The organism is Alteraurantiacibacter buctensis (genome assembly GCF_009827655.1).
GTDB classification, from domain to species: domain Bacteria; phylum Pseudomonadota; class Alphaproteobacteria; order Sphingomonadales; family Sphingomonadaceae; genus Alteraurantiacibacter; species Alteraurantiacibacter buctensis.
The window spans coordinates 111,442-135,042 of record NZ_WTYV01000004.1 but is presented as its reverse complement, the minus strand read 5'-3'; the positions used below and the strand labels follow the sequence as shown (position 1 = coordinate 135,042).

Sequence of the window (23,601 nt, the reverse complement as noted above, 5' to 3'; positions counted from 1 at the left end):
GCATAACCGTCGATGAACGGAATACACACAAATACTGTCATGCCTGCCAGAGTGCAGCAATTTCCTTGGCCGAAAGCAAATCGGCAAAGACGAACGCAAGGATGTGCAGCGTGGCCCCATGCTCCTCGTCGGTCAGGGCAGCATTGGCATCGGCCGCCATGATGACCCTGTAACCCGCCTGCATGGCATCGCGCGCCGTGCTTTCGCAGCAGCAATTGGTCAGGGTGCCACTGATGATCAGGGTGTTGATCCCGCGATCCCGCAGCACGTCAGGCAGGGTGCTAGTACCGGGGAAGAAGCCGCTGAAGCGGTGCTTGTCGACCACCAGGTCATCCGGCCGCACATCCAGGCCGGCCCACAGGTCGTGCATGGGATGACCGGGAGTGAAAGCCTCCCGGTGCCCCGCAGCGGCAGGGCCCATGCGTTCCCAGAACACTGTCCACTGGTTCTCCCAGTCGGGCGGGGTCGTATAACGCAGGAAAATGTTCGTTCCCCCGGCCTCGCGCACTGCGCGGCTGACCAGGTTCACCTCGTCCACGATGTGCCGTGCCATCGGCACTTCCACCGGCGCGCCTACCTGCATGAAACCATTCTGCAGGTCGACGATCACATGGGCGGTGCGCGCCGGATCGGGGACCGCGAACACGTTGCCCACGCCGCGCATGGCGGCCAGGCGATCGAGGATAGCGTGATGGTCAACGGCGTGGGGCATCCGGATCAATCCCTGAAGGGCGCGAACGGCAGGACCAGCTTGTACTGCTCCAGTGGCGGAGCGCCCGGCACCGGCCGCCCTTCGCGCAAGGTAAAGGCGTGCTGCACGATCATAGCCTGCTGTTCTATGCCATATTGCTTCAGCGTCCAGCCCGGCTTGAGGCTGTAGTCATAGCGGCTGGAAAACGGCCGATGCAGCGGCAGGAACCAGCGCCCGCGCGTCTGGGTCTGCCAGACGTGGGTCATCTCGTGGATGAACAGTGCCTGGGCGTGCGGTGTGCCAAATGCGAAGTCGTCACAATACACGCCGCTCTGCGGATGGAAGTGCAGGTGGCCCAGCGGAGCCATGGTCACCTTGCGCGGCTGCAGCGGAAACCACTTGCGGCGGCGGATGGTGACCAGGCCATAGTCGATCGCGTCACCAAACATGCTGCGGGCCAGCGCAACCTCTCCGGGGGAGAGGGGGCGCGTTCCGCCAACGGGGCAAGGGGCGGGGTCTGCCGGGGCCAGACCCGTCAGCCCTCGTCACCAGGCGCCAGCACCCGCGCCGGGAAGCTGACCTTGTCGCCGCGCACGAAGGTGAGGGTAACCTCCACCTCGCCGCCAGGCTGCAGGGCGGGATCCACGTTCATGGCCATCACGTGCTTGCCGCCCGGGGCGAAGGCCAGAGTCTCGCCGGCCTCCACGGCAACCTGCGTCAGTTCCTGCATGTCCACCTGGCCGCTCCACTCGCTTGTCTCGTGCAGCATGGCGCTCTCCGCACCTTCGACATGGACCGAGCGGATCATCTGCATTTCCGCCCCATCGTTGGTGATGGTGAAATAGACTGCGGCCGGGTTGCCGCTGACGGCCGGAAGGTTCATCCGCCCGTCGGCTACCGAAATGCCCTCGGGTGCCTCCGGCGCAGTCTCGACCGGCGCCTCCGGTTCGCTGCTGCAGCCTGCGGTGACCAGCAGCAGCGCCGCCGGTGCCAGCGCGCCCACCCAGGTTGTCTTAGCCATGTGCATCCCCTTCGATATTGCCTTGGCCCGGTTGTAGGTTGCCCCGGTGTCCGTGCCAAGTGGGCAGGTCTCTTGTCGCGGCCAAAACGCCACCTATATCGCGCCTCGAACACAAGTTCTGATCGAGCCGCCAACACGGTCTTGCTGCACAGTCGGGGGACTGGAAGCGCGGCGTCAACATTTGGAAAGAGTGGGGATTAAATGAGCAAAGTTATCGGTATCGACCTTGGCACCACCAACAGCTGCGTGGCCGTGATGGACGGCGGCAAGCCCAAGGTTATCGAGAATTCGGAAGGCGCGCGCACCACGCCCTCCATCGTGGCCTTCACCAAGGATGGCGAGCGCCTGATCGGCCAGCCCGCCAAGCGCCAGGCCGTGACCAACCCGGACAACACCCTGTTCGCCATCAAGCGCCTGATCGGCCGCCGGTTCGACGATCCCATGACCAAGAAGGACATGGAGCTGGTCCCGTATTCGATCACCAAGGGCAAGAACGGCGACGCATGGGTCAAGGCCGGTGGCGAGGACTACAGCCCTTCGCAGGTGTCCGCCTTCATCCTGCAGAAGATGAAGGAAACGGCCGAGAGCTATCTGGGCGAAACCGTCACGCAGGCCGTGATCACCGTGCCTGCCTACTTCAACGACGCGCAGCGCCAGGCGACCAAGGACGCCGGCCAGATTGCGGGCCTTGAAGTGCTGCGCATCATCAACGAGCCGACTGCGGCAGCGCTCGCCTATGGTATGGACAAGGACGATGGCAAGACCATCGCCGTCTATGACCTTGGCGGCGGCACCTTCGACGTCTCGATCCTGGAGATCGGTGACGGCGTGTTCGAGGTGAAGAGCACCAACGGCGACACCTTCCTGGGCGGCGAGGACTTCGACGGCGCAATCGTCGAATACCTGGCGGACGAGTTCAAGAAGAAGGAAAACATGGACTTGAAGGCCGACAAGCTGGCCCTTCAGCGCCTGAAGGAAGCCGCGGAAAAGGCCAAGATCGAGCTGTCGTCCAGCGCGCAGACCGAGATCAACCTGCCCTTCATTACCGCCCGCATGGAAGGCGGCAGCACCACCCCGCTGCACCTGGTGGAGACGCTCACTCGATCGAAGCTCGAGCAGCTGGTGGCCGACCTCATCAAGCGCACGCTGGAGCCGTGCAAGAAGGCTCTGGCCGATGCCGGCATCGACAAGTCGGGCGTTGACGAGGTCGTTCTCGTCGGCGGCATGACCCGCATGCCCAAGGTCCGCGAAGTGGTGGAGGAGTTCTTCGGCAAGAAGCCCCACACCGGCGTGAATCCGGACGAAGTCGTGGCCATGGGCGCGGCCATCCAGGCCGGCGTGCTGCAGGGCGATGTGAAGGACGTGCTGCTGCTCGACGTGACTCCGCTATCGCTGGGCATCGAAACGCTGGGCGGCGTGTTCACCCGGATGATCGACCGCAACACCACGATCCCGACCAAGAAGACGCAGACCTACTCGACCGCCGAGGACAACCAGCAGGCTGTGACGATCCGCGTGTTTCAGGGCGAGCGCGAGATGGCGGCGGACAACAAGCTGCTGGGTCAGTTCGACCTGGTCGGCATCCCGCCGGCGCCGCGCGGCATCCCGCAGATCGAGGTGACCTTCGACATCGACGCCAACGGCATCGTGAACGTCAGCGCCAAGGACAAGGGCACCGGCAAGGAGCACCAGATCCGCATCCAGGCATCGGGTGGCCTCAGCGACGCCGACATCGACCAGATGGTGCGCGATGCCGAGAAGTTTGCCGAGGAGGACAAGAAGCGCCGGGCGGCTGCGGAAGCGCGCAACCAGGCGGATTCGATGGTCCACGCCACGCAGAAGCAGCTCGATGAAAACGGCGACAAGGTCGATGCCGACACCAAGGCCGCGGTAGAAGCCGCGATTGCCGAGGTGAAGACGGCGCTGGAAGGCGATGACGTGGACGCGATCAATGCCAAGGCCACCGCGCTGACCGAAGCGGCGATGAAGATGGGCCAGCAGATCTACGAAAAGGATCAGGCTGCTGCCCAGGGCGGTTCGGCCGACGCCGGTTCGTCGTCTTCTGCCAAGGACGATGACGTGGTGGACGCCGAGTTCTCCGAAGTCGACGAAGACAACAAGGCCTGATCAGCCTGATGGAAAGCCAGCCCGCCACCGGTGCAATCGTGCCGGTGGCGGCAGGTTTTTGAGGGGTCCCGCATGTCGACCGACATCGATTTCTACCAATTGCTGGAGGTGGAACGCACCGCCGACGGCGACACCATAAAGCGCGCCTATCGCAAGCTGGCTATGAAGTGGCACCCGGACCGCAATCCGGGCGATGCCGAGGCAGAAGCCCGCTTCAAGGCGATCAGTGTGGCGTATGATTGCCTGAAGGATCCGCAGAAGCGCGCGGCCTATGACCGCTATGGCCATGCCGCCTTCACCCAAGGCGGCGGAGGACCCGGCGCGGGCGGTTTTGCCGGCGGCGCGGACTTCGGCGATATCGGTGATATCTTCGAGACAATCTTTGGCAGCGCCTTTGGCGGCGGCGGGCGTGCCCGGCCGCGCCGCGGTGCTGACCTGCGCTATGACCTGGAGATCGGGCTTGAAGATGCCTTCCATGGCAAGCAGGCCGAGATCGAGGTGGAAGTGGCCACCGCCTGCACCACCTGCTCTGGCAGCGGGGCAACCCCCGGCACCGGCCGTCGTGCCTGCGGCACCTGCCACGGGCACGGCAAGGTCCGCGCGCAGCAGGGCCTGTTCGTGATCGAACGGCCCTGTCCGCAATGCCACGGCCGGGGCGAGATGCTGGAAAAGCCCTGCCGCGATTGCGGCGGTGAAGGGCGAAGCGACACCATCCAGAAACTGCAGGTGGATATTCCCCCAGGCGTGGATAACGGCACCCGTATCCGACTGGCCGGCAAGGGCGAAGCAGGGCCGATGGGCGCTCCGGCGGGCGATCTCTACATCTTCATTCAGGTGCGCCGTCACGCGGTGTTCGAGCGGGAAGGCACGGCCCTGTTCACCCGGATGCCGATCAGTTTCACCACCGCAGCACTGGGTGGCAGCGTGGAAATTCCGGGTCTGGATGGCGAAACGCACAGGATCGACATTTCCGCCGGCATCCAGAGCGGCAAGCAGTTGCGCAAGCGCGGGGCCGGCATGCCGGTCCTTCAGGGACGCGGGCGGGGCGATCTGGTGGTGGAGGTGCAGGTGGAAACGCCCACCCGCCTCACCGCCCGCCAGAAGGAATTGCTGTGCGAGTTCCGCGAGACGGAAACGGGCGAGGAATGCCCGGAAAGCCGCGGCTTCTTCGACCGGTTGAAGGACGCCTTTTCAGGTTAGCCCAGGCGCGCAGCCACCTCGCGCCTGAGGCCGGGAATCAGCGCCGGGTCGGCCCGCAGGCGCGGCTGTTCCTCGTCAAGGATGGCCATGAACAGGCGACGCTTGATTGCCCGGATCGCATCTGGCGCCAATGGCGCAATGGTGGCGGAAAGGAGCAGGTCAACCATCCTTTCCGCGCCGTGCAGGCGGCCCCACAGGTAATCGTTCTCGCGATAGGCGCGGCTGAAGAAGGCGCCGAAGTTGTAGAACTCGATGCCGCGCAAGGTGGCCGCACAACCGCCCCCACGGATTGATGCGGCATCCTCTGGCGAAATGCGGTCAACCTTTACCGGGTCGAACTCGGTCAGCCCTTCGTTACGCAGCAGGGGCAGGGTGGCAACATCGTAGAAGGCAAAGCCAAGGTAGGCCATCAGCACCTTGCGCCGCAGCGGGCGGGGCATGGCCTCCAGCCCGGCGGCCAGCATCGCCTCGGCCTGCTCATCCAGCGCTTCCAGTTGGCGCAGGCGGGCGATTTCCGCCAGCACCGGGCCGGGATCGATAAGCACCCGCTCGGCCACATGCGAAAACTGCGGCCCCAGCGCATCGCTACCCTCCCGGGCGAAATAGAGCGCCAGCATGCAATAGATCACCTCGCGTGCGGCATCGCGGTCGGCATCGGTGACTTCCGGATCGTCATCCCATTCACGCGTCAGGCGGCGGGCGATCAGGCGCAGGCGGCGGATGCGATAGCCGATGTCGTGCGCGCGGAAAAAGGCGATGGCCTCTTCGCTGGCGCCGCCCTTGCTACCGCCCAATGCGCCGAGGCCTGCCGCATCGAGATAGCTGGTGAGCAAATCCGCCAGTGATCCCCCTTCTGCGTGCAACCCGGGAACGTGGGCCTCGATCAACTTTGCCAGCCGGTCGACGATGCCGGCGAACTTGGCCTGGGCATAGGAGTGGAAGGCATAACCCGCCTGCTCCGCCGCCGCCTGCTGGGCCTTGGCCCGCCAGGCAGACAGCCGCGCCGACGTCGGCCGATCGAGGAAGAAGGTGCCGCCAAACAGCTTCTCAACCGTCCGTTCCACATCAGGGCGCAAGGTTTCCACCATGCGTTGCAAGCGGGCTGCCTCGCGCGATTGCGCGCCAATCGCTTCCAGGTTGTCACGGATCGGCTGTTCGCGCGGGATCGAGGAAATCGAGCCGAAGATCGCGCGAAAGAAGCCGACATCTCCCTGCGGGGCCAGTGCCCGGGTGGCTGCATCGGGCGTAGGGTCGATGTAGACGAAGCGCCGGTCCACCTCGCGCTGGGCAGGCCGGTCCTGCAGCGCACTCATGGCCTCAGAGAACGGCGCGTTGACCAGCACCGATCCGTCGATCAGCGAGACCGCTTCGCACTCTGCCGCGCTCTGGCGCGCTGGCATCACGCGGGCGAGGAAAGCCTCGCGCCCCGGCCAGGCAAAGCCCCGGTCTGCCGCCAGCCGGTCGATCTCTCCCAGACGCAGCGGCGGAAAGGCGCCGGGGAAGCTGGCGGTGGAGCGCGCCGCCAGTAGCAATTCGGGCAGCGGGGCCAGCGCATGGCCGGCCTGCTGCGGCACCCGGCTGCGAAAGCCGATGGTCAGCCGGTGCTCGCTCTCTTCCACCACGGGCGGGCTGTTGAGTTGGAGCCGCTGGCGATAGCCGTGGAAATCGGTGGCAGTGACAGACAGATCAACCGGGTGGCCTGGCGGCAACAGGGGCTCGCCCGGCGGACCTGCGGCCATCGCCTGCAGCGCATCGGCCAGCAGGGCAGAGAAGCCATAGCCGGAAAAGGGCGGCTCGAACCACCGGCTGCGCACGAACTGCGCCAGTTTGCCGCGCACTTCCTGCCGCATTTCCGGGGCGACGCTTTCCGACACCACGTTGCCGGGACGGGACAGGAGCAGTTGCACCACTGGCGGCGCCCAGAACTTGACAGTGCGGGTCCAGACATCTGCTGCCGGATCGAGCAGCCGGTCGACATCGGCCGTTTCCAGCCACAGGTCGGTCAGCGGATCAAGCGACTGGCCGGAATTCACAGCCTGGGCCAGGAACACCGCGTTTATGCCGCCCGCGCTGGCGCCGGTCAGGATATCGGGCAGGACCCGCAGAGCCAGGCCCTGCTCTCGTGCGATGGTATCCAGCATTTCGGCGTAAATCGCCGCGCTGCCTTTTTCCCCTGCAATTCCAGAAATTTCCCGCGCATGAAAGGCCCGGCTGGCGCGGGCGAGGTGCCAGATTTCCTTGGTGACGCCATGCATGTACACAGCCAGGCTGACGCCGCCGTAACAGATCAGGGCAATGCGGAGTTCCTTCTGGCGCATGGTTACACCTTGTGCAGGTGGAAAGCGCGCTTGGCAATCGCACATGCCCATTGCGTTCCACCTATGTTCTGATTAGGCAATGCCACTATGGCCAAGCCCAAACGCCGATATGTCTGCACCGAATGCGGCAGCGTTACCCACCGCTGGCAGGGCCAGTGCGCCGATTGCGGGGCGTGGAACACCCTTACCGAGGAAGCGCCGGAGTCGGTTTTCACCGCCAAGCATGATCTTTCTGCCGGGGGCCGGGTGATCGCTTTCGAGGCGCTGGACACCCCCACCAGGCCGCTTGTCCGCCAGAGCAGTGGTATTGCCGAGCTGGACCGGGCGCTGGGCGGCGGTATCGTGCCGGGCAGCGCCATCCTGATGGGTGGAGAGCCGGGCATCGGCAAATCGACCCTGCTGCTGCAGGCTGCAGCCAGCGTGGCCCGCGGAGGCGGCCTTGCCGTCTACATCAGCGGTGAAGAGGCCGCCGGCCAGGTGCGGCTGCGCGCCACACGGCTGGGCCTGGCCGATGCGCCGCTGAAGCTCGCCAGTGCCACATCGGTGCGCGATATCCTTACCACGCTGGCCGATGGCCCGCCGCCCGCGCTGGTGGTGATCGATTCGATCCAGACGATGCATTCCGACATGATCGAGGGTGCGCCGGGCACTGTCAGCCAGGTCCGCGCCAGCGCCTTTGAACTGATCCGCTACGCCAAGGAAAACAACGTCGCCCTGGTGCTGGTGGGCCATGTCACCAAGGATGGCTCCATCGCCGGGCCACGCGTGCTGGAGCACATGGTGGACGTGGTGATGAGCTTCGAGGGCGAGCGCAGCCATCAGTACCGCATCCTGCGCGCGCTGAAGAACCGTTTCGGCGCGGTGGACGAGATCGGCGTCTTCGCCATGGAAGGGCAGGGGCTGGTCGAGGTTGGCAACCCTTCCATGCTGTTCCTCACCGGGCGGGACGAGCCGGTGGCGGGCAGCGCCGTGTTCCCGGCACTGGAAGGCACCCGGCCCGTGCTGGTGGAAATCCAGGCGCTGATCGTGCGGCTGCAATCGGGCGCCACCCCGCGCCGCGCGGTAGTGGGCTGGGACAGCGGCCGCATGGCCATGCTGCTGGCCGTGCTTGAGGCCCGCTACGGGCTCAACTTCTCCTCGGCAGAGGTCTATCTCAACGTGGCCGGCGGCTATCGTCTGGCTGACCCGGCGGCAGATCTAGCAGTCGCTGCCGCGCTGGTTTCGGCGCTGGCGGACAAGCCGTTGCCGATGCGTTCGGTATGGTTCGGCGAGGTCTCTCTATCGGGCGAGATCCGCCCGGTGGCCCACGGCAACCTGCGCCTCAAGGAAGCGGCCAAGCTGGGCTTCGACCAGGCCACCGGCCCACGCAGCGAGGCGAGCGGGGAAGGCCCGGCCAAAGGAGGCATGCGCTATGCCGGGCTGCCCGGGCTCGCCGCGCTCGTTGACCGGGTGATGGCATCGGCATAGGCTGGCGGGCGATGACCGTGTTCGATTTCCTGGTCCTGCTGATCGTGGGCGTAACCGCCGCTGGCGGCTTCATGCGCGGTTTCGTGCAGGAGATGCTGTCGCTCGCTGCCTGGGTAGTGGCCGTACTGGCGCTGCGGTTCCTGCACACGGACATGACGGCAGCCATCCACGCCTTTACCGGCGGCCCGATCAGCGCTGCCCTGCTGGCTTTTGCCCTGCTGCTGCTGATCCCCTACCTGGCCATGCGCGCGATCGCTGCCAGGGCGGGCAAGAGCGCGCGGGGTTCCGCGCTTGGCCCGATCGACCGGGTGCTGGGCTTCGGCTTCGGCGCGGTGAAGGGCGTGATTGTGGTGGTGATGGCTTTTTCGCTGCTGGTGCTGGGATACGATGCGGTCTGGGGCCCCAGCGGGCGGCCACTGTGGATCAGCACGGCCCGCACCTATCCGTTCGTCAACGCCAGTTCCGAAGCCATGGTGCAACTGATCGAGCAGCGGCGCGCCTATGCCCACAGCGAAGCTGAGCAATCGGTAGAAGGGCACAACTGAGGTGTCCGCCGAACGCCTCTACACGCCCGAAATGCTGGCCCTGACGCTGGAGCTGGCGCAGTGGCCGGCAATGGAAAACCTGCCGCTGCATGGCGATGCGCGGGCTCCTACTTGCGGCAGCACCCTGGCGGTGGACCTGGCGCTGGACGAGGCGGGCCGGATCGACACGATGGGCCTGCGGGTGCGGGCCTGCGCCGTGGGCCAGGCCAGCGCCACGCTGTTCGCCCGGCATGCCAAGGGCTGCGACCTTGCCGCCCTGCAGGCCATGCATGACCGGATCGAGGGCTGGCTGGATGGCGAGGCGCCCTTGCCCGACTGGCCGGGCCTGGCCATGCTTGAGCCGGCGCGTCACTATCCCGCTCGGCACGGCGCGATCATGCTGCCGTGGAAGGCCGCCATCGCGGCCCTTTCCAGCGCGCCCGCAGCCAGCTAGTCCCTGCGACGACGAGGTCAGGCGGGGGATCGAAGACAATGGCAACGCAGATGACCGAGGCACATGAGCCGTCGGCCAAAGAAATCCGCCTAGTCATCGCGGCGTCGTCCGCCGGCACCGTGTTCGAATGGTATGATTTCTTCATCTACGGCACCCTGGCCGCCTTTGTCAGCCAGGCCTTTTTCCCCGCAGACAATGCCACTTTCTCGCTGCTGCTGACCTGGGCGGGCTTCGCCATCGGCTTCGGTTTCCGCCCGCTGGGTGCGGTGCTGTTCGGTTATCTGGGAGACCGGCTGGGCCGCAAGTACACCTTCTTGGTCACGGTAACGCTGATGGGCATTGCCACGGCCGGGGTGGGCTTCGTGCCTTCGGTGGAGACGATCGGCTATGCCGCGCCGGTCCTGGTGATCCTGCTGCGCATAGCCCAGGGGCTGGCGCTGGGCGGCGAATACGGCGGCGCGGCGATCTATGTGGCGGAGCATGCCCCGGCGGGGAAGCGGGGTTTCTATACCAGCTTCATCCAGGCCAGTGTGGTGGGCGGATTCATTCTCAGCCTGCTTGTGGTGCTGGGCTGCCGCTTCCTGATTCCCGCCGATGCCTTTGCCGCCTGGGGCTGGCGCCTGCCATTCCTGATCTCCATCGTCCTGCTGGCGGTCAGCCTGTGGATGCGGCTGAAGCTGAACGAAAGCCCGGTGTTCCGCGCTATGAAGGAAGCGGGCGAGATGTCGCACAATCCCTTCGTGGAAAGCTTCACCTATCCCGGCAACAGGAAGCGCATTGTCGTCGCCCTGTTCGGTGTCGCCTGCGGGCTGACGATCGTGTTCTACACCGCGTTCTTCTCCACCCTTTCGTTCCTGAAGGGGCCGATGCGGGTGGAGGATACCGCGGCTGAGCTGATCGTGGGACTGGGCTCGCTGGCGGCAATCGGATTCATGATCTGGTTCGGCAGCCTGTCGGACCGGATCGGGCGTAAGAAGCCCATCATCTGGGGCTATGTGGCCAGCATCGTGCTGTTGTTCCCGTTATTCTGGGGGCTGGGCGAACTGGCGAACCCGGGGCTGGCGCAGACCACGCGTGAGGCGCCGATTACCGTCTCCGGCCCCGATTGCCGCTATGATCCCCTGGCCGATGCCCAGGCCAGCGAATGCGGCCAGTTGATGGGCCTGCTGACCGACCAGAGCTATCCCTATGACGTGGCCGCCGGGGACAGCCTGGCGGTCACCGTGGGATCGCTGGCCGTGCCGCTGGTGGACGAACCCGGCAACGCTGCCAACCGCGAAGCCCTGACAACCGCGCTGGTTGCCGCTGGCTACAGTGCCGAGAAACAAGTGCCTCCCGCAGCCAATATCGTTGGCATCCTGGTGCTGCTGGCCGTGTTCGGCGCACTCTCCGGAGCAACTTACGGCCCAGTGGCTGCGGTGCTGACCGAGATGTTCCCGGCCAAGGTGCGCTACTCGTCAATGTCTATCCCATACCATATCGGCACCGGCTACTTCGGCGGCTTCCTGCCGCTCATCGCCGGTTACATTGTCGCCAGCACAGGGGATATCTATTCCGGCCAGTGGTATGCCTTCATCTGTCTGGTGTTGGCGCTGGTGGTGGGCTGGTGGGGCCTGAAGGATGGCCCACCGCGTGACTTTGCCGATGACCATGCCTGACCTGCCGCCGCCGCCCGCCCTGCGGCTTTCTCTCGATACCGACGCGCTGGCGGCCAACTGGCGCGCGCTTGATGCCATGTCCGGCGCGGCGCAGGCAGGAGCGGCGGTAAAGGCCGACGCCTATGGCCTCGGCGTTGGCCGGGCCGTGCCGGTATTGCGGGATGCCGGGTGCCGCCGCTTCTTCGTGGCCCACTGGTGCGAGGTGGCCGCCGTTCTGGAGCACGTTCCGGCTGACCAGGTCTGTGTGCTGCACGGGGTCACCAATGCGGCAGAGGCGACCTACGCCCGAGCCACCGGTGTGAGCCCGGTTGTCAACACCCCCCTGCAGGCCGCCATCTGGCAGGAAGCCGGAGGTGGGCCGTGCCACCTGATGGTCGATACCGGCATTAATCGGCTGGGGGTGACGCCCGAACAACTTGGCGACCAGGCGGTAGCCGCCCTGCAAGTGGACATGCTGCTATCGCATCTGGCCAGCGCTGACGAGGACAGCCCGCTCAACGCGCAGCAATTGCAGCGTTTCCATGAGGTTACCCCGCTTGTCCGGCCACGCAGCGCCAGCCTGGCCAACAGCGCGGGGATCGCGCTGGGGAGCGGGTATCATTTCGACACGACGCGGCCGGGGATTGCCCTTTACGGGGGCATCGTGCGACCAGAACTGGCTGATAGCATCCGGCCGGTGGCTATTGTGCAGGCCATGGTGATCCAGCGGCGCAGCATTTCCGCAGGGGAGACCGTGGGCTACAACGCCACCTTTACCGCCAGCGAGAAGATCGAAGCAGCCACGATAGCCATCGGATATGCCGATGGTTTTCTGCGCGCACGCGGGCCCGGCAATGCGTTGCGCTGGCGCAGCCTGGACCTGCCGGTGATCGGCCGCGTCTCGATGGACATGGTGGTGGTCGACTGCTCAGCCTGCCCGGACCTGGGCGTGGGTGATTATATCGACATACCGATGGACCTGCCCCTCCAGGCCGCCCTGTCGGGCCTTTCGCAGTACGAGTTGCTCACGGTGCTCGGCAAGCGGCTGCGTGGTTAATTTCACGATACGTTGCGTTAGGGAATTCGTTCGCGCGCGATATGTTTCGTTTGGAAGTCTATGTTGCATCTGCTAATACAATGAGCAGTCGCAACAAGGGGCACCACGCTAATGGCCTCCACCAAGGATTCCGGGGCTGATCCGGTCATTATCAAGAAGTACGCCAACCGGCGGCTCTACAACACGCACTCGTCCAGTTACATCACACTGGATGATCTTGCGCGAATGACGCGTGACGGCGTGGATTTCCAGGTGCTCGATGCCAAGACCGGTGCCGATATCACTCACGCGATCCTGACCCAGATCATCATGGAGGAAGAGACCAACGGCGAGCAGATGCTGCCGGTCAGCTTCCTGCGCCAACTCATCGCCATGTACGGCAATTCCATGCAGGCGATGATGCCGCATTATCTCGAAGCCACGATGGACAACTTCCGCGCCAACCAGTCGCGCCTGCAGGATGCGTTCAAGTCCAGCATGGGCGCCGATGCCTTCACCAAGCTGGCGGAAACCAACGTGGCCATGTTCCAGGCCGCGGCCAGTGCCTTCATGCCCAAGGCGCCACCGCCTCCCGCCGGGAATGACGGGGCTGACGAACTGGCCGAACTGCGTGCCCAGATGAAGGCGATGCAGGCAAAGCTGGACAAGCTGGGCGGCTGATCCGCCGCCCGTTCTCGCCACCGGCGCTCCGTTTTAGTCTCGACTTCGCACAGGCCCCGCGTCATGGGGCCGTTTGCCGTTCCATTGCAGGATTTGTCACAGCCGATGTCCGCCATCCGCCACGCTCTCAATACCAGGCGCGCCGATGATTTCTCGGCCTGGTACCAGGAAGTCATTTCTGCCGCCGACATGGCTGAGGAATCGGGCGTTCGCGGCTGCATGGTTATCAAGCCGTGGGGCTACGGGATCTGGGAACGCATCCAGCGCCTGATGGACGATCGCATCAAGGCGGCAGGCGTGCAGAACTGCTATTTCCCGATCTTCATCCCCTTGAGCAACTTCACCCGCGAGGCAGAGCACGTGGAGGGCTTTGCCAAGGAAATGGCCGTGGTCACTCATCACCGGCTGATTGCCGATGGCAAGGGCGGGCTGGTGCCCGATCCTGCCGCCAAGCTGGAAGAGCCGCTGGTTGTTCGCCCCACCAGCGAGACGATCATCGGTGATGCCATGGCGCGCTGGGTACAGTCCTGGCGCGACCTGCCGCTGCTGACGAACCAGTGGGCCAACGTGGTCCGTTGGGAAATGCGCACCCGGATGTTCCTGCGCACCAGCGAATTCCTGTGGCAGGAAGGCCATACTGCCCACGCTGACCGCGCGGATGCGCTGAAGGAAACCCACCGCGCGCTGGAAATGTACCGCGCCTGTGCCGAGGATGACCTGGCCCTGCCGGTGATCGCCGGCGAAAAGCCCGAGAACGAGCGCTTCCCCGGCGCGGTGGAAACCTGGTCAATCGAAGCGATGATGCAGGACGGGAAGGCCCTTCAGGCCGGCACCAGCCATTACCTGGGCACCAACTTTGCCCACGCCGCCGGCATCCAGTATCAGGACAAGGAAGGCGGGCAGCAGTTCTGCCACACCACCAGCTGGGGCGTATCCACCCGGCTGATTGGCGGCATCATCATGACCCACGGCGATGATGATGGCCTGCGCGTGCCGCCCAAGATTGCCCCGCACCAGATTGTCATCATCCCCATGCTGCGCGAAGCGCCCGAGGATGAGGCGTTGATCGAATACTGCCAGGAAGTGGTCGACATGTTCGCCAGCATCCCGCTGACAGCCTTTGGCGAGCGGATCCGCATCCTGCTCGACAAGTCGCCTGGAAAGGCAGCAGCCAAGCGCTGGGACTGGGTGCGCAAGGGCGCGCCCATCATTGTCGAGGTCGGCCCGCGTGACATGGCGGAGGGCAAGCTGGCCATGCTGCGCCGCGATGCCCTGTGGAACGCTGACAACGGCAAGCCAGCCTTCCAGTTTCTCAGCCGCGAGGGTTTTTCCTCGCAAGCCCCTTCGCTGCTGGAGAAAATCCAGCAGTCGCTGTTCGTGGATGCACGCGACCGGCGCGATGCCCAGATCACCCGCGGCGTGACCAGCCTGGACGAAGTGGCCGCCCATTTCGCCGACAGCCAAAAGTATCCCGGGTGGGTGGAAGTCCAATGGTCCAAACCCACCGGCGAGGCGCTGGAAAAGGTTGTCGAGCAGTTGAAGGCGCTGAAGCTCACCGTCCGCAACGTGCCGCGTGACAGCGCCCCCGCCGATGGTACCTGCATCTTCACCGGCGCGCCGGCGGTGGAAAGGATACTGGTGGCGCGCGCCTATTGATCCGCAGCGGTCACGGGCGCAGGGTCTGACAATGACACTGCACCGTCTCGCTCTCGCCCCTTTGCTTCTCCTGGCTGCGCCCGCTGCCGCGCAGACCACGCCCGATGCCGACGTTTCGGTCGAACAGTTGCAAGCCGACGTAGAGCGGCTGGTCGCCTTCGGCACGCGGCACACCCTGTCATCGCAGGACGACCCGCAGCGCGGCATCGGCGCCGCGCTAGACTGGGGGGCGGCCCAGTTCGCCGCCATTTCCGCCGGGTGCGCTGGATGCCTTGAGGTGGTGCAACCCGAACTCATGGTCAGCGGTAACCGGATGCCCGCGGCGGTTCGCCTGCGCAATGTCGTGGCCATCCAGCGCGGCCTTGAGCGACCGGGCGAAGTGGTGATCGTGCAGGCCCACATCGATAGCCGGGTTTCCGACGTGATGGATGCCCGGTCAGATGCGCCCGGTGCCAACGACAATGCCAGCGGCAGCGCGCTGGTGCTTGAAGCGGCCCGCGTGCTCAGCCGCCAGCGCTATCCCGGCACCATCGTCTACGCGCTGCTTTCAGGTGAGGAGCAGGGCCTTTATGGCGGGGCGCTGCTGGCGGATTACGCGCTGGAACAGGGCTGGACGGTCAAGGCCGTGCTCAACAATGATATCGTTGGCGGGTCCTGCGGATCTGACGGATATTGCGATGACGCCCACGTGCGCGTGTTCTCGGAAGGCGAGCGGGCCGATGCGGACGATGCCACTCGCGCCCAGATGCGCAGCCGGGGCGGCGGCAATGACAGTCCTAGCCGCAACCTCTCGCGCTGGGTGGACGGGCTGGCCGCCCAGGTGGGCCTTGGCGTGGATGTGCGGCAGGTGTGGCGCAGTGACCGGATGGGGCGGGGCGGGGATCATATCCCCTTCCTGGAGCGAGGCCTGCCGGCCATCCGCTTCAGCGTGGCGGTGGAGGACTACAACCACCAGCACCAGGATCTGCGGAGCGAAAACGGCATCGATTACGGCGATACTGTAGACCGGATGGATTTCCCCTATCTCGCACGCGTGACACGTCTGAACGTGACGGCGTTGGACCGGCTGGCCCGCGCGCCGATGCCGCCGCAGGTGCGGATCGACGGCGTGGTGCGGCCAGATGTGCTGCTGGAATGGCTGCCAGTGGGGCGCGCGGTGCGGTACAACGTCTGGCGGCGGGCAACCGACACGCGCGACTGGGACCTGCGCCTGGTCCTTGATGCAGACGCTGCGGCGGAACTCAACAGCCTGACGCTGGCACCGGACCGGGGGGATGACTGGATCTTCGGCGTCAGCGCCGTGGCGGCTGACGGGAGCGAAAGCCCTGTGGCAAGCGCCGTGCCCGGCGGTGACTTCGCCCCACTCGTTCCGGCGCCATAACCTCGACAGCGGGTGGCCCGACGGGTAGGGCCCGATCATGGTCCGACGCACCCCTTTTGGCTTGCCTTCGCGCGAGCAGATCCTCGAGTTCATCCAGACTGCCGACGATACCGTGGGCAAGCGCGAGATCGCGCGCCATTTTGGCCTGAAGGGGCAAGAGAAGATCAGCCTCAAGGCCCTGCTGAAAGACATGGCCGAGGAAGGCCTGATCGACGGCAAGAAGACCGCCTTCCACCGCATGGGCGGTGTGCCCAGGGTCACCGTGTTGCGGGTGGTGGAGATCGACGAGGGCGAGCCTGTCGCCATCCCAGAAAGCTGGCAGCCGGATGATGCCGTGCCGCCCCCGCGCCTGCGGGTGATCGAGAAGAAAAAGCAGGCCGCGCTACGCGTGGGTGATCGCATCCTGGCCCGCACCGAGGAAGCCGGCAGGGGTTGGGTGGCGCATCCGATGAAGAAGCTGCCCAGCAACGAGGGTGCGGTGCTGGGCGTGATCGAACTGGACGGCAGCGGCAAGCCATGGCTGGCCCCGGTCGACAAGAAGGTGCGCAACTCCTCTCCCGTGTCCGACATGGGCCAGGCGGAAGAAGGCAACCTGGTGCTGGCCGAGCCGGCGGGGCGCGGCTTCCGGGCGGGCATGAAGGTGATCGAAGTGCTGGGAGACCCGCTGGCCCCGCGCAGCTTCAGCCTGATCGCCATCCACAAGTACGGCATCCCGCACACGTTCCCTGAAGCGGTGCTGAAAGAGGCCGAGGCGGCGGCGAAACTGCCCCTGAGCGAGGACAGCCGCGAGGACCTGACGCACCTGCCGATCGTCGCCATCGATCCCGCCGACGCGCGCGACCATGACGATGCCATCTGGGCCGAACCTGATGGAGAGGGCGGGTTTACCGCACTGGTCGCCATTGCCGACGTGTCATACTATGTCCGCCCCGGCGGCGTGCTGGATCGCGAAGCCCGGAAGCGCGGCAACTCGGTCTATTTCCCCGACCGCGTGGTCCCCATGCTGCCCGAAGTGCTCAGCGCCGATGTGTGCAGCCTGAAGGAAGGCGAGCCGCGCGCCGCGATGGCCTGCCACCTGGCTATTGATGCCGAAGGCAAGGTGACGGGCTGGCGCTTCACCCGCGCCATAGTCCGCATTGCGCACAATATTGCCTATGAGGATGCGCAGGCGGCCATCGATGCGGGCGATGCCCCGCAGCACCTCACCAACCTGTGGGACGCCTGGAAGCTGCTGGCCGGCGCCCGCGCGGCGCGCGACCCGCTGGAGCTGGACCTGCCGGAACGCCGCGTGCAACTGGACGAACAGGGCCGCATTACCGACATCGCCGTGCGCGAGCGGCTGGACGCCCACCGCGTGGTGGAAGACTTCATGATCGCGGCCAACGTGGCTGCGGCCAAGGCGCTTGAGGCGAAGACCAGCCCGGTAGTCTACCGCATCCACGAGCCGCCCACGCGCGAGAAGCTGATTGCCCTGCGCGACTATTTCGATTCGATCGGCAAGAACCTGTCACTGGGCCAGGTGATCACGCCCGGCCTGTTCAACCGCATGATCAAGGACATTGCCGACCCTTCGGAAAAGGCGCTGGTGATGGAGGCCGTGCTGCGCAGCCAGACGCAGGCCTATTATGGCCCTGCCAACGCCGGACACTTCGGGCTGGCGCTGGGGTCCTATGCCCACTTCACCAGCCCGATTCGCCGCTATGCCGACCTGTTGGTCCATCGCGCGCTGGTGGATTCCTACAGGCTCGAGCAGCCGAAACCCAAGGGTGAGAAGTTGCCGCCGGCCACCGGCCTGTCAGACCATGACCGGGAAGACCTGTCGCGCATTACCGATGCCATCAGCCTGACCGAGCGGCGCGCAATGGAAGCCGAGCGCGACACCATCGACCGCTATGTCGCCGCCTGGCTGGCGGGGCACGTGGGCCAGGTGTTCACCACCCGCATTACCGGTGTGCAGAAGTTCGGCTTCTTCGCCACGATCGTTGACCTTGGGGGTGACGGGCTGGTGCCTGTGTCTTCGCTGGGCCGCGAATACTTCCGCCATGACGAAGGTGCCCACGCCCTGATCGGGGAGGATACCGGCCAGACCTATACCGTGGGCCAGGTGCTGCAACTGAAGCTGGCCGAGGCGAACCCGCTGACCGGGGCGCTGAAGTTCGAACCGGTGGATGCCGATGGCCAGCCCATCGAACCGCGCGGCAGCCGGCCGGACATGCGGCGGGGCAATGGCGGCAAGCCGGCCCCTCGCAAGGACGGGAAAGGCAAGCACGTGGTGGGGCAGAGGGGCAGGCCGGGCAATATCCGCCATCAGGGACGCGGCAAGCGGAAGTAGCGCTTCAGCTCAACCGGTCGATTTCTTCTTCCGACATACTGCCCGGGACGATGAACAGCGGGCAGGGGAGGCTGCCGGCGCTGGCGGTAAAGTGCGTGACCAGCGGCCCGGGCCCGCCTTCTGCCGCGGCGCCCAGCACCAGGGCGGCAACTTCGGGATGTTCGCCCAGGTATTCGCTGATAACCGCCTTGCTGTCACCCATGCGGACGGAAATCTGCGGCATCTTGCCGCTTTCCACCATCAATTCGCCCGCCGCGCCCGTGGCCAGCATCTCGGCGCGCTCGCGCGCTTCTTCCTCGATGGTTTCCTGGATCGCCCCGAAGGCGCTGAACTGCTGCTTGGGCACCAGCGCCAGCAGGTGCACTACGCCCCCGGTCTTGGCGGCACGGCGCGAGGCGAAGCGCAGGGCTACGTGCGCCTCCTGCGTCTCGTCGACAATCACCAGATAGACGCGCATCGGCTCTGCTCCCCGGCAGGGAATTATCGTGGCTGCAGGGAAAACGCGAGAGGAACCTTGCGGGAGCGCGGCAAATTGGCCAGAGACGGGCCATTGCCGAAAGACCAGAGGGACCCGTTCCGGACCATGCCGATCGCCATCAAGATGCCCGCCCTGTCGCCGACCATGGAGGAAGGCACGCTCAGCAAGTGGCTGGTCAAGGAAGGTGACACCGTTCGCGCCGGTGACATCATGGCCGAGATCGAAACCGACAAGGCGACGATGGAATTCGAAGCGGTAGACGAAGGCACCATCGCGAAGATCGAGGTGGCCGAAGGCACCGAAGGCGTGAAGGTGGGCACCGTGATCGCGCTGCTGGCGGGCGAGGGCGAGGATGCTTCGGCCGCCGCTTCCGCCCCAACTGCCGCCGCGCCTGCGCCCGCTGCTGCACCGGCCAAGGCCGAAACTCCCGCCGCCGCACCGGCACCAGTTCCTGCTCCCGCAATGGCCAAGGCCGCCGCGGGTGACCGCGTGATCGCCTCGCCGCTGGCCAAGCGGATTGCCGAACAGAAGGGCGTGGACCTGGCGGGCGTTAAGGGTTCCGGCCCCAATGGCCGCATCGTCAAGGCTGACGTGGAGGGCGCGAAGCCGGGGGCCGCACCGGCTCCTGCGGCTTCTGTCGCTCAGGCTCCGGCCGCTGCACCCGCTGCCGCACCCGCCGCGCAGGACTTCGGCATCCCGCACGAGGTCGAGAAGCTGTCCGGCATGCGCAAGACTATCGCGCGCCGCCTGACCGAGAGCAAGCAGACCATTCCGCACATCTACCTGACGGTGGACATCAACCTCGACAAGTTGCTGAAGCTGCGCGGCGAGCTGAACGCGGCGCTGGAAAGCCAGGGCGTGAAGCTGTCGGTCAACGACCTGCTGATCAAGGCGCTGGCCAAGTCGCTGGTGGCAGTGCCGGTGTGCAACGTGCAGTTCGCCGGCGATACGCTGCTGAAGTTCAAGCGCGCCGATATCTCGGTGGCCGTCTCCATCCCCGGTGGCCTGATCACGCCGATCATCAAGGATGCCGGCAGCAAGGCCGTGTCCGCCATCTCCACCGAGATGAAGGACTTGGCCGCCCGCGCCAAGGAAGGCAAGCTGGCGCCGGAGGAATACCAGGGCGGCACCGCCAGCCTCAGCAACATGGGCATGTTCGGCATCAAGCAGTTCGAAGCCGTTATCAACCCGCCGCAAGCCATGATCATGGCCATCGGCGCGGGTGAGCAGCGCCCATATGTGGTCGACGGCGCGCTGCAGATCGCATCGGTGATGAGCGCCACCGGCAGCTTCGACCACCGTGCGATTGACGGCGCGGACGGCGCGCAATTGATGAAGGTGTTCAAGGAGCTGATCGAGAACCCGCTGGGGCTGCTGGCTTGAGCGAAGTGCTTCCCGGCCGCGATCCCGCAATCCGGGTCACGGCCATGCCGGCCGATACCAATGCCTATGGCGATATCTTCGGCGGCTGGCTGCTGAGCTGGATGGACAGCGCTGCGGGGCTTACAGCGGCGCGCTATGCCCACGGCCGCGCGGTAACCGTTGCGATGGACGGGATGCAGTTCCACGAACCGGTCAAGGTGGGTGACGAGGTTTCGGTCTATGCCCATATCGAGCGCGTGGGCCGCACCAGCATGACCATCGCCGTGGAAGCCTGGCGCCGCCCGCGCCATGTGGACACGGCCACCAAGGTAACGCAGGCGAAGTTCACCTTCGTGGCGATTGATGACAACGGCAAGCCAAGGCCCATCGAAGGGGCGCAGGAGCAGGCATGAGCACCCAATACGACGTTATCGTTCTCGGTTCCGGCCCCGGCGGCTATGTCGCTGCCATCCGCTGCGCGCAGCTTGGTCTGAAGACCGCCATCGTTGAGCGCGAGCTGCTGGGCGGCATCTGTCTCAACTGGGGGTGCATCCCCACCAAGGCGCTGCTGCGCAGTGCTGAGATCATGCACTTTGCCCAGCACGCCAGCGACTATGGCCTGAAGATTGCCGGCGCGATCGAGGCGGACCTGGCCGCCATCGTCAAGCGCAGCCGGGGCGTGGCCAAGCAGCTGAACGCCGGCGTCACCCACCTGATGAAGAAGAACAAGATCACCGTCCACATGGGCACCGGCACCATGACCGGGCCGACCACTATGATGGTGAAGGGCGAGAAGGGCGAGGAGCAGCTCTCCGCCAAGCACGTGATCCTGGCCACCGGCGCCCGTGCGCGCGACCTGCCGTTCGCGCCTGCTGACGGAAAGCGCGTGTGGACCTATCGCCACGCGATGACCCCGCCGGAAAAGCCCACCAGGCTGCTGGTGATCGGCAGCGGCGCAATCGGCATCGAATTCGCCAGCTTCTATAACGATATCGGCTGCGAAGTGACCGTGGTGGAAATGCTGGACCGCGTGGTGCCGGTGGAGGACGCGGACGTGTCTGCCTTCCTCGAAAAGGCGCTGACCAATCAGGGCATCACCATCCGCACTGGTGCGGGCGTGGAGGAGTTGAAGGTCTCCGACAAGGGCGTGGCCGCCAAGATCAAGCTGAAGGACGGCAAGGTTGAGGCGGGCGATTTTGGCCATGTGATTGTCGCCATTGGCATCGTCCCCAACACCGAGAATATCGGCGTGGAAAAGTTGGTCGACATGGACCGCGGCTTTATCCAGATCGACCCCTTTGGCCGCACCAAGGCCAAGGGCCTCTGGGCCATCGGCGATTGCACGCCCGGTCCCTGGCTGGCGCACAAGGCCAGCCACGAAGGCGTGACCACGGCCGAGGCAATTGCCAAGGAGCTCGGCAACAAGGACGTCCACCCGCACCCGCTGGATCGCGGCAATATTCCGGGCTGCACCTATTGCCACCCGCAGATCGCCAGCGTTGGCCTGACCGAGGCCAAGGCCAAGGAAGCCGGCTACACCGTCAAGGCCGGCACCTTCCCCTTCATCGGCAACGGCAAGGCGATTGCCTTGGGCGAGGCAGAGGGCTTCGTGAAGACCGTGTTCGACGCGAAAACGGGCGAACTGCTGGGCGCGCATATGATCGGTGCCGAGGTGACCGAGATGATCCAGGGCTTCGTGGTCGGCAAGACGCTGGAAACCACCGAGGCGGAACTGATGCAAACCGTGTTCCCACACCCGACCATCAGCGAATCGATGCACGAGGCGGTGCTGGCCGCCTATGGCCGAGCGCTGCATATTTGAGTTGACGGCTCAACACCGCGTCCTGTCTAACCTTGCGGCATGACACGGATCGACATCGAAGAGTTCATCGACAACCAGCGGATCGGCACGCCGCAGGTAATGGTGCTGCTGGTCTGCGGGCTCGTCTGCTTCATAGACGGGTTCGACATGTTCATGATCGGCAAGATCGCGCCCGCGATTGCCGAGGGATTCGGACAGCCGCCGGAAGCGATGGCCAACCTCTTCGTGTGGCAGCAGATCGCCATGGCCGTGGGGGCCTTCGTGGTCTCGCCGCTGGCTGACCGGATTGGCCGCCAGCGCATGTTGATGATTTCGTGCGGCCTGTTCGGACTGTTCACCCTGGCCAGCGTCTGGTCGCAGACGCTGGCGCAGCTCACTGTGCTGCGCGCGCTTGCCAGCGTGTTCATGGCCGCCGGCCTACCGATGGCGCTCGCGCTGATTTCCGAGGCGGCCCCTGCGCGGCGGCGGGCGACTTTCGTAGCGCTGTCGCTAGTCGGCTACTCCACCGGCAACGCCGCCAGCGGGGCCGTGGCAGCGTGGCTGCTGGACGATTACGGTTGGCAGAGCGCCTTCTGGATCGGCGGCATCGCCCCGCTGGTGTGCATCCCGCTGCTGGCCTTCTTCGTGCCCGAATCGCTCAAGTTCCGCGCCGAGCGTAATCCGAACGATCCGCGGATCGGGGCCAGCCTGCGCAAGCTGGACCGGCAGTTCATGGTGCCGGAAGACGCGGTGTTCGTGCTGGGCAAGTCCGGTGGCGAGGCGCGCAAGGCGAAGCTGACCGACATCTTCACCGAAGGGCGCGGGCTGATGACCGGCGTACTGTGGGCCGCCTGCCTGATCTCGATGACCAGCATCGCACTTACCAGCCAGTGGTTGCCCACCTTCTTCCAGGAGATGGCCGGGGTGCCGATCCAGCAGTTCGCGGTTTCGGCCCTGATCGGCTATATGGGCAGCATCGCGGGCACGCTGCTGATCGGCTACCTGATGGACCGGTTCCGCGCCACGCGGATGATCCCGCTGTTTTACATCGGGTTGTTTGCCGCCTTTATCGGTATGGCCTGGGTATCATTCGAGGCGCAGATCTTCATCCTGATCCTCATCGCCTTCAACTTCCTGCAGACCGGCGGGCAAGCTGGCCTGAACACCCTGATCACCAAGATCTACCCGCCGCGCATGCGCAGCACGGCGCTGGGCTGGGCTGGCGGGGCAGGCCGCGTGGGCGGCGTGCTGGCGCCTATCTATGGCGGCTATGCCGTGGCGCAGGACTTCTCGCTGCAATTGACGCTGGGAATCGCAGCGCTGCTGCCGTTCACCGTGGCGTTGCTGGTTCTGGTGCTGGGCCGCGTTATCCGGACCGGCAAGGCAGTGCTGGCGCCCGATGCAGGGCAGGTGTGAGGGGCGACTTGGCAGTCCG

General features: G+C 65.5%; 20 protein-coding genes. 15 read left to right on the top strand and 5 right to left on the bottom strand.

The window, feature by feature from the left end; translation table 11 throughout:
* Window positions 1-37 precede the first annotated feature (37 nt).
* From GRI99_RS11140 to GRI99_RS11130, 3 genes are all read right to left on the bottom strand, one after another.
* The gene (locus GRI99_RS11140) at window positions 38-712 is read right to left on the bottom strand and encodes a cysteine hydrolase family protein (protein WP_160772113.1); all 675 of its coding nucleotides are present in this window, start codon (window positions 710-712) and stop codon (window positions 38-40) included.
* 5 nt (window positions 713-717) lie between these two features.
* On the bottom strand, window positions 718-1,140 hold the full coding sequence (locus GRI99_RS11135; protein ID WP_237438303.1) for a vgr related protein: 423 nt from the start codon (window positions 1,138-1,140) through the stop codon (window positions 718-720).
* A gap of 86 nt (window positions 1,141-1,226) precedes the next feature.
* Window positions 1,227-1,712: a copper chaperone PCu(A)C gene (locus GRI99_RS11130; RefSeq protein ID WP_160772112.1), complete on the bottom strand. Its 486-nt coding sequence runs from the start codon at window positions 1,710-1,712 to the stop codon at window positions 1,227-1,229.
* Between the two features lie 201 nt (window positions 1,713-1,913).
* Here GRI99_RS11130 and dnaK point away from each other — a divergent pair, with 201 nt between their 5' ends.
* A complete protein-coding gene (dnaK, locus tag GRI99_RS11125; RefSeq protein WP_160772111.1) occupies window positions 1,914-3,839 on the top strand; it encodes a molecular chaperone DnaK in 1,926 nt (641 codons plus the stop codon).
* A 72-nt stretch (window positions 3,840-3,911) separates the two neighbouring features.
* The gene (gene dnaJ, locus GRI99_RS11120) at window positions 3,912-5,039 is read left to right on the top strand and encodes a molecular chaperone DnaJ (RefSeq protein WP_160772110.1); all 1,128 of its coding nucleotides are present in this window, start codon (window positions 3,912-3,914) and stop codon (window positions 5,037-5,039) included.
* Here dnaJ and GRI99_RS11115 read toward each other — a convergent pair.
* The gene (locus GRI99_RS11115; protein WP_160772109.1) at window positions 5,036-7,357 is read right to left on the bottom strand and encodes a patatin-like protein; all 2,322 of its coding nucleotides are present in this window, start codon (window positions 7,355-7,357) and stop codon (window positions 5,036-5,038) included. The two genes, dnaJ and GRI99_RS11115, sit on opposite strands and share 4 nt — an antisense overlap.
* Before the next feature lie 87 nt (window positions 7,358-7,444).
* Between GRI99_RS11115 and radA the strand changes: the two genes are divergently transcribed.
* The 9 genes from radA (at window position 7,445) to GRI99_RS11070 (ending at window position 18,525) form a co-directional block, all read left to right on the top strand.
* Window positions 7,445-8,824: a DNA repair protein RadA gene (gene radA / locus GRI99_RS11110; protein ID WP_160772108.1), complete on the top strand. Its 1,380-nt coding sequence runs from the start codon at window positions 7,445-7,447 to the stop codon at window positions 8,822-8,824.
* Window positions 8,825-8,835: 11 nt separating this feature from the next.
* Window positions 8,836-9,369, top strand: a complete 534-nt coding sequence (locus GRI99_RS11105; protein ID WP_160772107.1) for a CvpA family protein — start codon at window positions 8,836-8,838, stop codon at window positions 9,367-9,369.
* A gap of 1 nt (window position 9,370) precedes the next feature.
* Window positions 9,371-9,802 carry an iron-sulfur cluster assembly scaffold protein gene (locus GRI99_RS11100; protein WP_337192909.1) on the top strand — a complete coding sequence of 144 codons (432 nt, stop codon included), beginning with the start codon at window positions 9,371-9,373 and terminating at the stop codon, window positions 9,800-9,802.
* A gap of 38 nt (window positions 9,803-9,840) precedes the next feature.
* A complete protein-coding gene (locus GRI99_RS11095) occupies window positions 9,841-11,460 on the top strand; it encodes an MFS transporter (protein ID WP_237438302.1) in 1,620 nt (539 codons plus the stop codon).
* Window positions 11,435-12,496, top strand: a complete 1,062-nt coding sequence (gene alr / locus GRI99_RS11090; RefSeq protein ID WP_337192908.1) for an alanine racemase — start codon at window positions 11,435-11,437, stop codon at window positions 12,494-12,496. Before GRI99_RS11095 ends, alr begins: the two co-directional genes overlap by 26 nt.
* 111 nt (window positions 12,497-12,607) lie before the next feature.
* Window positions 12,608-13,156, top strand: a complete 549-nt coding sequence (phaR, locus tag GRI99_RS11085; protein ID WP_160772105.1) for a polyhydroxyalkanoate synthesis repressor PhaR — start codon at window positions 12,608-12,610, stop codon at window positions 13,154-13,156.
* A 105-nt stretch (window positions 13,157-13,261) separates the two neighbouring features.
* Window positions 13,262-14,812, top strand: a complete 1,551-nt coding sequence (proS, locus tag GRI99_RS11080) for a proline--tRNA ligase (RefSeq protein WP_160772104.1) — start codon at window positions 13,262-13,264, stop codon at window positions 14,810-14,812.
* Between the two features lie 31 nt (window positions 14,813-14,843).
* Window positions 14,844-16,193, top strand: coding sequence for a M28 family peptidase (locus GRI99_RS11075; protein ID WP_160772103.1), 1,350 nt, complete (start codon window positions 14,844-14,846; stop codon window positions 16,191-16,193).
* A 37-nt stretch (window positions 16,194-16,230) separates the two neighbouring features.
* Window positions 16,231-18,525, top strand: coding sequence for a ribonuclease R family protein (locus tag GRI99_RS11070; protein ID WP_160772102.1), 2,295 nt, complete (start codon window positions 16,231-16,233; stop codon window positions 18,523-18,525).
* A 4-nt stretch (window positions 18,526-18,529) separates the two neighbouring features.
* Here GRI99_RS11070 and GRI99_RS11065 read toward each other — a convergent pair whose 3' ends face one another.
* Window positions 18,530-18,982 carry a universal stress protein gene (locus GRI99_RS11065; RefSeq protein WP_160772101.1) on the bottom strand — a complete coding sequence of 151 codons (453 nt, stop codon included), beginning with the start codon at window positions 18,980-18,982 and terminating at the stop codon, window positions 18,530-18,532.
* Window positions 18,983-19,108: 126 nt separating this feature from the next.
* Here GRI99_RS11065 and GRI99_RS11060 point away from each other — a divergent pair, with 126 nt between their 5' ends.
* The 4 genes from GRI99_RS11060 to GRI99_RS11045 are packed head-to-tail and all read left to right on the top strand — an operon-like array spanning window position 19,109 to window position 23,582.
* Window positions 19,109-20,386 (top strand): pyruvate dehydrogenase complex dihydrolipoamide acetyltransferase, encoded by a 1,278-nt coding sequence (locus GRI99_RS11060; protein ID WP_160772100.1) that lies wholly within the window; start codon window positions 19,109-19,111, stop codon window positions 20,384-20,386.
* A gap of 44 nt (window positions 20,387-20,430) precedes the next feature.
* On the top strand, window positions 20,431-20,778 hold the full coding sequence (locus tag GRI99_RS11055; RefSeq protein WP_160772298.1) for an acyl-CoA thioesterase: 348 nt from the start codon (window positions 20,431-20,433) through the stop codon (window positions 20,776-20,778).
* On the top strand, window positions 20,775-22,187 hold the full coding sequence (gene lpdA, locus GRI99_RS11050; RefSeq protein WP_160772099.1) for a dihydrolipoyl dehydrogenase: 1,413 nt from the start codon (window positions 20,775-20,777) through the stop codon (window positions 22,185-22,187). The genes GRI99_RS11055 and lpdA overlap by 4 nt, the downstream gene beginning before the upstream one ends.
* A gap of 39 nt (window positions 22,188-22,226) precedes the next feature.
* On the top strand, window positions 22,227-23,582 hold the full coding sequence (locus GRI99_RS11045) for an MFS transporter (RefSeq protein ID WP_160772098.1): 1,356 nt from the start codon (window positions 22,227-22,229) through the stop codon (window positions 23,580-23,582).
* Window positions 23,583-23,601 lie beyond the last annotated feature (19 nt).